Source organism: Microcystis sp. LE19-10.1B (assembly GCF_027530565.1).
GTDB lineage: Bacteria > Cyanobacteriota > Cyanobacteriia > Cyanobacteriales > Microcystaceae > Microcystis > Microcystis aeruginosa.
Genome location: NZ_JAPZQM010000485.1, coordinates 1 through 6205 on the forward strand (window position 1 = coordinate 1; position 6205 = coordinate 6205).

Below are 6205 nucleotides of genomic sequence, written 5' to 3' on the forward strand. Positions count from 1 at the left end.
TAACTGGGGGATTGCAAAGGCAGTGGGCGAATCGACCTTTAAACACTTTTGTGGAAGCCTTGGCAGCTTTTCGGACAGCGATGTCTTTCCGTTTCTTTGAGTGGCTGACCGAGAATCGGGATGTGTTTGCCGCTTACAAAGCCAGTTTAGGCTTTGTTTGGGCTTGAAATTTGTTTAAGTCCCAATAGGATGATTAACTCCCAATCCAACTTTAAAAACCCGCTCCCCACTCTCCTATACTTTTTAAATATGTGGCAGTTCAGGGGGAACTGGAATAGGTGTACAAGCTGCCGCACCTATTCCAGTCAGTTTATTCGTGTTGCAGACGTTCCAACGCAGCCACTAGCACATCCACCTCGGCCTTAGTATTGTAGAAAGCCAAGGAAGGGCGCACCGTTGCCTCGAGACCAAAGCGTCGCAGAATGGGTTGAGCGCAGTGATGGCCTGCCCGCACGGCAATCCCTTCCCGGTTCAGGGCCTGTCCAATGACTTCCACATCAAATCCCTCCAGCACAAAGGAAAGCACGGCAGCCTTATCGGCTGCCGTCCCAATCAAACGCAGGCCCGGAATGGTTGTCAGTCCCGCAGTGGCGTACTCTAGAAGTTCATGCTCGTAATTGGCAATGGTGGCCAAACCAATCTGCTGAACATAATCCAAGGCCGTCCCTAAGCCAACGGCATCGGCAATATTGCCCGTTCCAGCCTCGAAGCGAGTGGGAGCCGCCTGATACACGGTGCGCTCAAACGTCACATCCACGATCATGTTGCCGCCGCTTTGCCAGGGAACCGTGGCATTCAACAGGTCTTCTTGACCATAAAGTACCCCGATCCCTGTCGGACCAAAGACTTTATGTCCGGAAAAGACGAACCAATCACACCCTAATTGTTGAACATCGATCGGAATGTGGGAAACCGATTGAGCGCCATCTAACAAGACTTTAGCTCCGACCCGATGGGCTAAATCAATGATTTGTTTGGCGGGAGTAATGGTTCCCAAGGCATTGGAAACATGGGAAAAAGCCACCAGTTTTGTGCGGGAGTTGAGTAATTGTTGGTACTCTGCCAGTAAAATCTGCCCGTGGTCATCCACGGGGACAACCCGCAACTTTGCTCCCGTTTGGGCGGCTAGTTGCTGCCAAGGCACAATATTGGCATGGTGTTCTAGATGGGTGAGGACAATCTCATCCCCCGCTTGTAGGGTTTGTTGTCCCCAGCTTTTTGCCACCAGATTAATGCCTTCCGTTGTCCCCCGCACGAAAATGATTTCGTTGGCAGATGAGGCATTGAGAAAACGGCGTACCGTTTCTCTGGCCGCTTCGTAAGCATCTGTGGAGCGAGCCGCTAATTCATGGGCGGCACGATGCACATTGGAATTTTCATGGCTGTAGAAATGAACGAGGCGATCGATGACTGCTTGGGGCTTTTGAGTTGTTGCGGCATTGTCGAACCAGATCAGCGGTTTGCCATTCACCCGTTCTTGCAGGATGGGAAAATCCAGGCGAATGGTATGAACATCAAAGAAGCTAGGTCTTTGAACGCTTCGCCCGCTGGCATGGGGGACAAAAAGGGGATCGATCGCAAAGCGCTCGCTACGCGAGAACGCCGCGACCGGAACAAGCTGTTCAGGCTTGGCCACTACCGCCGGAAGGTCGGGGATTTTTGTTTCTAACTCCTCAATGAAGTAGAAAGAGGGGGTTGCTAAGGGTACAGCCAAGGGAACTGTGGGCCGTTCGCCCACAGCAGCTGGGGAGGTTGCGGGGGTAGCCGGCAAGTCCAGGGTTGGGGGAATCGCCGCGGCGGATGGCACCAGATAATCCCGATCTGTACTCAACCCCTTCGCCACCTCGGCCTTAAGGTCGTGCCGTTGTAGTTCTTGAATTATCGTCTGGGCGAGATGCTCAAGAAGGTCAGGTTGAAATAAGGGGTTAAGAGAAATGTTCTCGACCTCAGTTGGGGCAGTGGTGGGCGGGGATACAGAGGGTAGATTCCCCCCCGCCTTTTCAGGGATCAGTTCGGGGTTAGTCATAGTCGTAGATGTGGTATTGGTTGACATCAACGTTCTCCAGTACGGCCGCCGCATCGTCGGTCAACACTGCCAACGAACAGTAGAGGGAGACCAGGTAAGAGGCGATCGCCTTGCGACTAATCCCCATAAATCGCACCGACAAGCCAACTCCCTGTTGACCGGGTAAATTGGGCTGATAGAGACCGACCACCCCTTGACGGCTTTCTCCTACCCGCAATAACAAAATATTGGTTTTGCCTTGTTCATTCACAGCCAACTTATCGGAAGGAATCAAAGGCACGCCCCGCCAGGTAATAAACTGAGACCCGAATAATGACACCGTGGCAGGGGGTACACCCCGTCGGGTTGCTTCTCGGCCAAAGGCCGCGATCGCTTTAGGATGGGCGAGGAAAAATGCCGGTTCCTTCCACACCTTCACCAGCAACTCATCCAAATCGTCCGGCGTGGGCGCACCATTGCGAGGTTGCACTTTCTGGGAATCAACAATATTGTTGAGCAATCCGTACTCATGGTTGTTGATCAACTCATTTTCTTGACGTTCCTTCAGGGTTTCGATCGTCAGGCGCAATTGTTCATGGATCTGATCGTGGGGACTGCTGTAGAGATCGGACACGCGAGTGTGAACATCCAGTACCGTATTCACCGCACTCAAGAAATACTCCCGGGGGGTCTCTTCGTAATCCACAAAGGTTTCGGGCAGCTCCCGCTCATCTCGTTCAGAGCAAGCCACCTCAACCCGGGAGGCATCCCTGACTTTATTGAGACGATAAATCCCCGCTTCAACGGGTAGCCAATGCAAGAGGCGAACGAACCACCGGGGTGAAATGGTCAATAACTGAGGAACGGTCTTCGTGGCATTGGCTAACTGCCGAGCGGCAGCATCTCCCAAAGCCAGTTGCAATTCATGATCTTGGGTATAGGTCATTGAGTTAAATCCTCCAATTCAAAAAAAAGTAACAAAGCGACTGTTATGGCCGAACATTCACAGTCAGGACAGCCCCTCAAATTCCAGAGCCGTCATCAAACATTTCCTGTCGTAGTTGCGCCTGGGAGACAAAACCCCCCGGCGGCACACTGCGGGTTAACCAAACATTTCCACCAATGGTGGCGCCCCGACCGATAGTTACCCGACCGAGAATCGTTGCACCTGAGTAAATCACCACATCATCTTCAATAATCGGATGACGGGGTTGACCTTTGATTAAACTGCCCGATTCGTCCCGGGGAAAGCTTTTCGCCCCGAGCGTGACCGCTTGGTAAAGGCGCACGCGGTCGCCAATCACCGTGGTTGCCCCAATCACCACCCCCGTCCCATGATCGATAAAGAAACTATTGCCAATCGACGCGCCGGGGTGAATGTCAATCCCCGTTAAGGAATGGCCAATTTCACTAACAATCCGCGCCAACAAGGGAGAGTCCAACCGATACAGGGCATGGGCAATGCGGTGATAAGTGATTGCCGTTACCCCGGGGTAACAAAACAACACTTCATCTAAATTTCTCGCCGCCGGATCACCTCGATAGGCCGCCGTGATATCCGTTTCCAGTAGAGCTTTCAGATGGGGTAATTGAGTGGCAAAGGCTTGTACCGTCCCTTGGGCGTGCGTCTCAATCTGGTCTGACGACCAGTGCAACTGCGACCCCAGCAACCACTGTTCACGACAAACTTGGTGATGCAGCAGTTGCAAGACTTCATTGAGGGTATGACCGATAAAATAGCGGCTGGATGTTTCGCCTAAATCGGGATTGCCAAAGTGATAGGGAAAAAGAACGGCACGCAGTCGATCGACAATCCGAAATAAGGCCTCACGGGAGGGCAAGGGGAAATGGCTTCGTGATTGAGACCAACTGTGGAACGACTCGCCACGAGGTTTGGACAATTGAGTGATAATCTCATCGAGATCCAAGGACAAGGTTGGTTGGGAGAGAGCGCTGGAAACGCTCGGATACTCGCTCGTCATGCCACTAACCCTTGCTCATTAAATACCCCTTGGAACAGGATGGAACTCAAATACCGTTCTCCGGAATCCGGCAAAATCACGACAATGGTTTTGCCTTGGTGTTCGGATTGTTGTGCCAAGCGAGCGGCGACGGCGACGGCGGCACCGCAGGAAATGCCGGAGATAATCCCTTCTTCCTTGGCCAACCGTTGGGCATAAAGAATGGCCTCTTCGTTGGAAACGGTTTCAATCCCATCCACGAGGGATAAATCCAGAACTTCGGGAACAAACCCCGCCCCAATGCCCTGAATTTTGTGAGGGCCAGACTTTAAGGGCTGACCTGCCCGGGCTTGGGATAGTATGGGGCTGGCTTCTGGCTCCACTGCTACCGATAAAATCGGTTTTCCCCGGGTCTTTTTGACATAGCGCGAAACTCCCGTAATGGTTCCGCCCGTTCCCACACCCGACACGAGAATATCGATCGCCCCGTCTGTGTCCTGCCAAATTTCAGGGCCGGTGGTTTCCTCGTGGATGCGGGGATTGGCAGCATTGCGGAACTGTTGCAACAACACATAGCGATCGGGATTAGACGCGGCAATTTCTTCTGCCTTTGCCACTGCTCCGGTCATTCCCTTAGTCCCTTCTGTTAACACCAGATTGGCTCCATAGGCGAGCAACAGTTTGCGCCGCTCCAAGCTCATGGTTTCAGGCATGGTCAGGGTCAGGGGAATCCCCTTAGCGGCGGCGACAAAGGCTAGGGCAATGCCTGTATTGCCACTGGTCGGTTCCACCAGTTCTTTGCCCGGCCCCAATAATCCCCGTTCTTCCGCATCCCAGATCATGGCCGCGCCAATACGACATTTGACTGAATAGGCCGGATTGCGACCTTCAATCTTGGCCAGAACCGTGGCGTGAGTGTTGCCAACGACTCGATTAAGGCGCACTAGAGGAGTCCGCCCGATCGACAAACTGTTATCTGCGAACCATTTCTTACTCACAAAATGGCAACTCCATGATCAAAATACGACAGTTCACCAGATTGGCTCATCTTGAATTCATTTTAAATTCATTTTGAATCCATTTAAAATTCATCCTAGCCTATGCACTATCAACCTCTGGTCAAGCTAAACAAATCTTTATAATCAAGGGGGGTGGGCGATCGCTGAGGTTGAAGAATCAAGGTATAGGAGGGCGGGAAGTGGAGATAAGGGAGCGGGTTTTTCAAGTTGGATTGGGAGTTATACTTGAGACTAAATCCGTTGAGCATAGGCTAGTTATGAGGAGAGGCACTCATGCAAGAGGTACTCATGCAAAGGGGAGAATAAATAATCAGTTTTTAATAACCGGATTTAGTATGATATACGGAGTCGTAAATTGGCGGCGCGAAGCCACACTCCCTCTGGTAGTTGCTAACTCAATCGGGCAAAGAGAAGTCATCAAAACCGTTATTGATACCGGAGAGGCCTGGGTGCTAATATCGAGGCATTGATCATTCAATCGCCTCTACCTGAATCCTAAAGATATGGAGAGTTCAGACAAGGAAGACTACAAAGCAAAAGAAAAAGCCTTTTACAGTGCAATGATATCTGCATGGCTTACTACAAGGCTTGAACGTGATAAGCAGTTATTAGGTTTGTCAGTTACAGCTATTGGATTGTTGGTTACTTTGCTAAGAACAGTTGGAGTTTCAAGCCCTTTACAGATAATCCTTTTTGGTCTTGCACTTTTTGCCTTTCTGATTACTGTAGTTTTAGTCATTTATATTCTGGGCGAGAATTCTACACATATTGAAAAAATATTAGGAGGTTCTGAAATTGAAAGCAGAAAATTGATGTGTCTAGATAAAACTGCCGGGATCAGTTTCGTCGTAGGTATGGTGCTAATCGTTATAATTGGGATGGATTCGGCGGGGTTTTTCCAGTTTCTGTGTGGAAACGATGTCTATAGTGATAGTTTATTGTGCAAAATAGTCCTAAAAGTCTTGCCCAATAAGCATTTCACGATGCCATAATCAAAAATTATCACACACAGTCAAGAAGAGCCTCGCCGGTAGTTAACTTAACTAAAAAAGGAACAAGCTTGACATCCTCGCCGCCGTAAACGGACGGCGATTCCCAAACCTCACGATTTGGGTTTCTGCTTCTTTCCCTTGCGGGGTTCCGCACCTGCCTTAACAGATTTACTCTGTTCTGGTCTTATGGTCGCTCTACAGACTGACACCGCAAGCCCTGCGGCCAAA

5 protein-coding genes and 1 pseudogene are annotated in these 6205 nt (G+C 50.7%); 2 read left to right on the plus strand and 4 right to left on the minus strand.

Going from position 1 to position 6205, the window contains the following annotated elements:
* Window positions 1-167 (plus strand): annotated as a pseudogene (locus O9332_RS17435) (IS701 family transposase); the annotation flags it as partial.
* Between the two features lie 143 nt (window positions 168-310).
* On the opposite strand, the gene O9332_RS17440 reads toward O9332_RS17435, so the two are convergent.
* From O9332_RS17440 to cysK, 4 genes are all read right to left on the minus strand, one after another.
* The gene (locus O9332_RS17440) at window positions 311-2053 is read right to left on the minus strand and encodes a family 2A encapsulin nanocompartment cargo protein cysteine desulfurase (protein WP_288026616.1); all 1743 of its coding nucleotides are present in this window, start codon (window positions 2051-2053) and stop codon (window positions 311-313) included.
* Window positions 2019-2951, minus strand: coding sequence for a family 2A encapsulin nanocompartment shell protein (locus O9332_RS17445; protein WP_002750434.1), 933 nt, complete (start codon window positions 2949-2951; stop codon window positions 2019-2021). Before O9332_RS17445 ends, O9332_RS17440 begins: the two co-directional genes overlap by 35 nt.
* A gap of 76 nt (window positions 2952-3027) precedes the next feature.
* Window positions 3028-3987 (minus strand): serine O-acetyltransferase EpsC, encoded by a 960-nt coding sequence (gene epsC, locus O9332_RS17450; protein ID WP_288026617.1) that lies wholly within the window; start codon window positions 3985-3987, stop codon window positions 3028-3030.
* Window positions 3984-4964 (minus strand): cysteine synthase A, encoded by a 981-nt coding sequence (gene cysK, locus O9332_RS17455; RefSeq protein WP_288026618.1) that lies wholly within the window; start codon window positions 4962-4964, stop codon window positions 3984-3986. The genes epsC and cysK overlap by 4 nt, the downstream gene beginning before the upstream one ends.
* A 524-nt stretch (window positions 4965-5488) precedes the next feature.
* Between cysK and O9332_RS17460 the strand changes: the two genes are divergently transcribed.
* Entirely contained in the window at window positions 5489-5977 is a 489-nt protein-coding gene (locus O9332_RS17460) for a hypothetical protein (RefSeq protein WP_043999147.1), read from the plus strand.
* The last annotated feature ends 228 nt before the right edge of the window (window positions 5978-6205 follow it).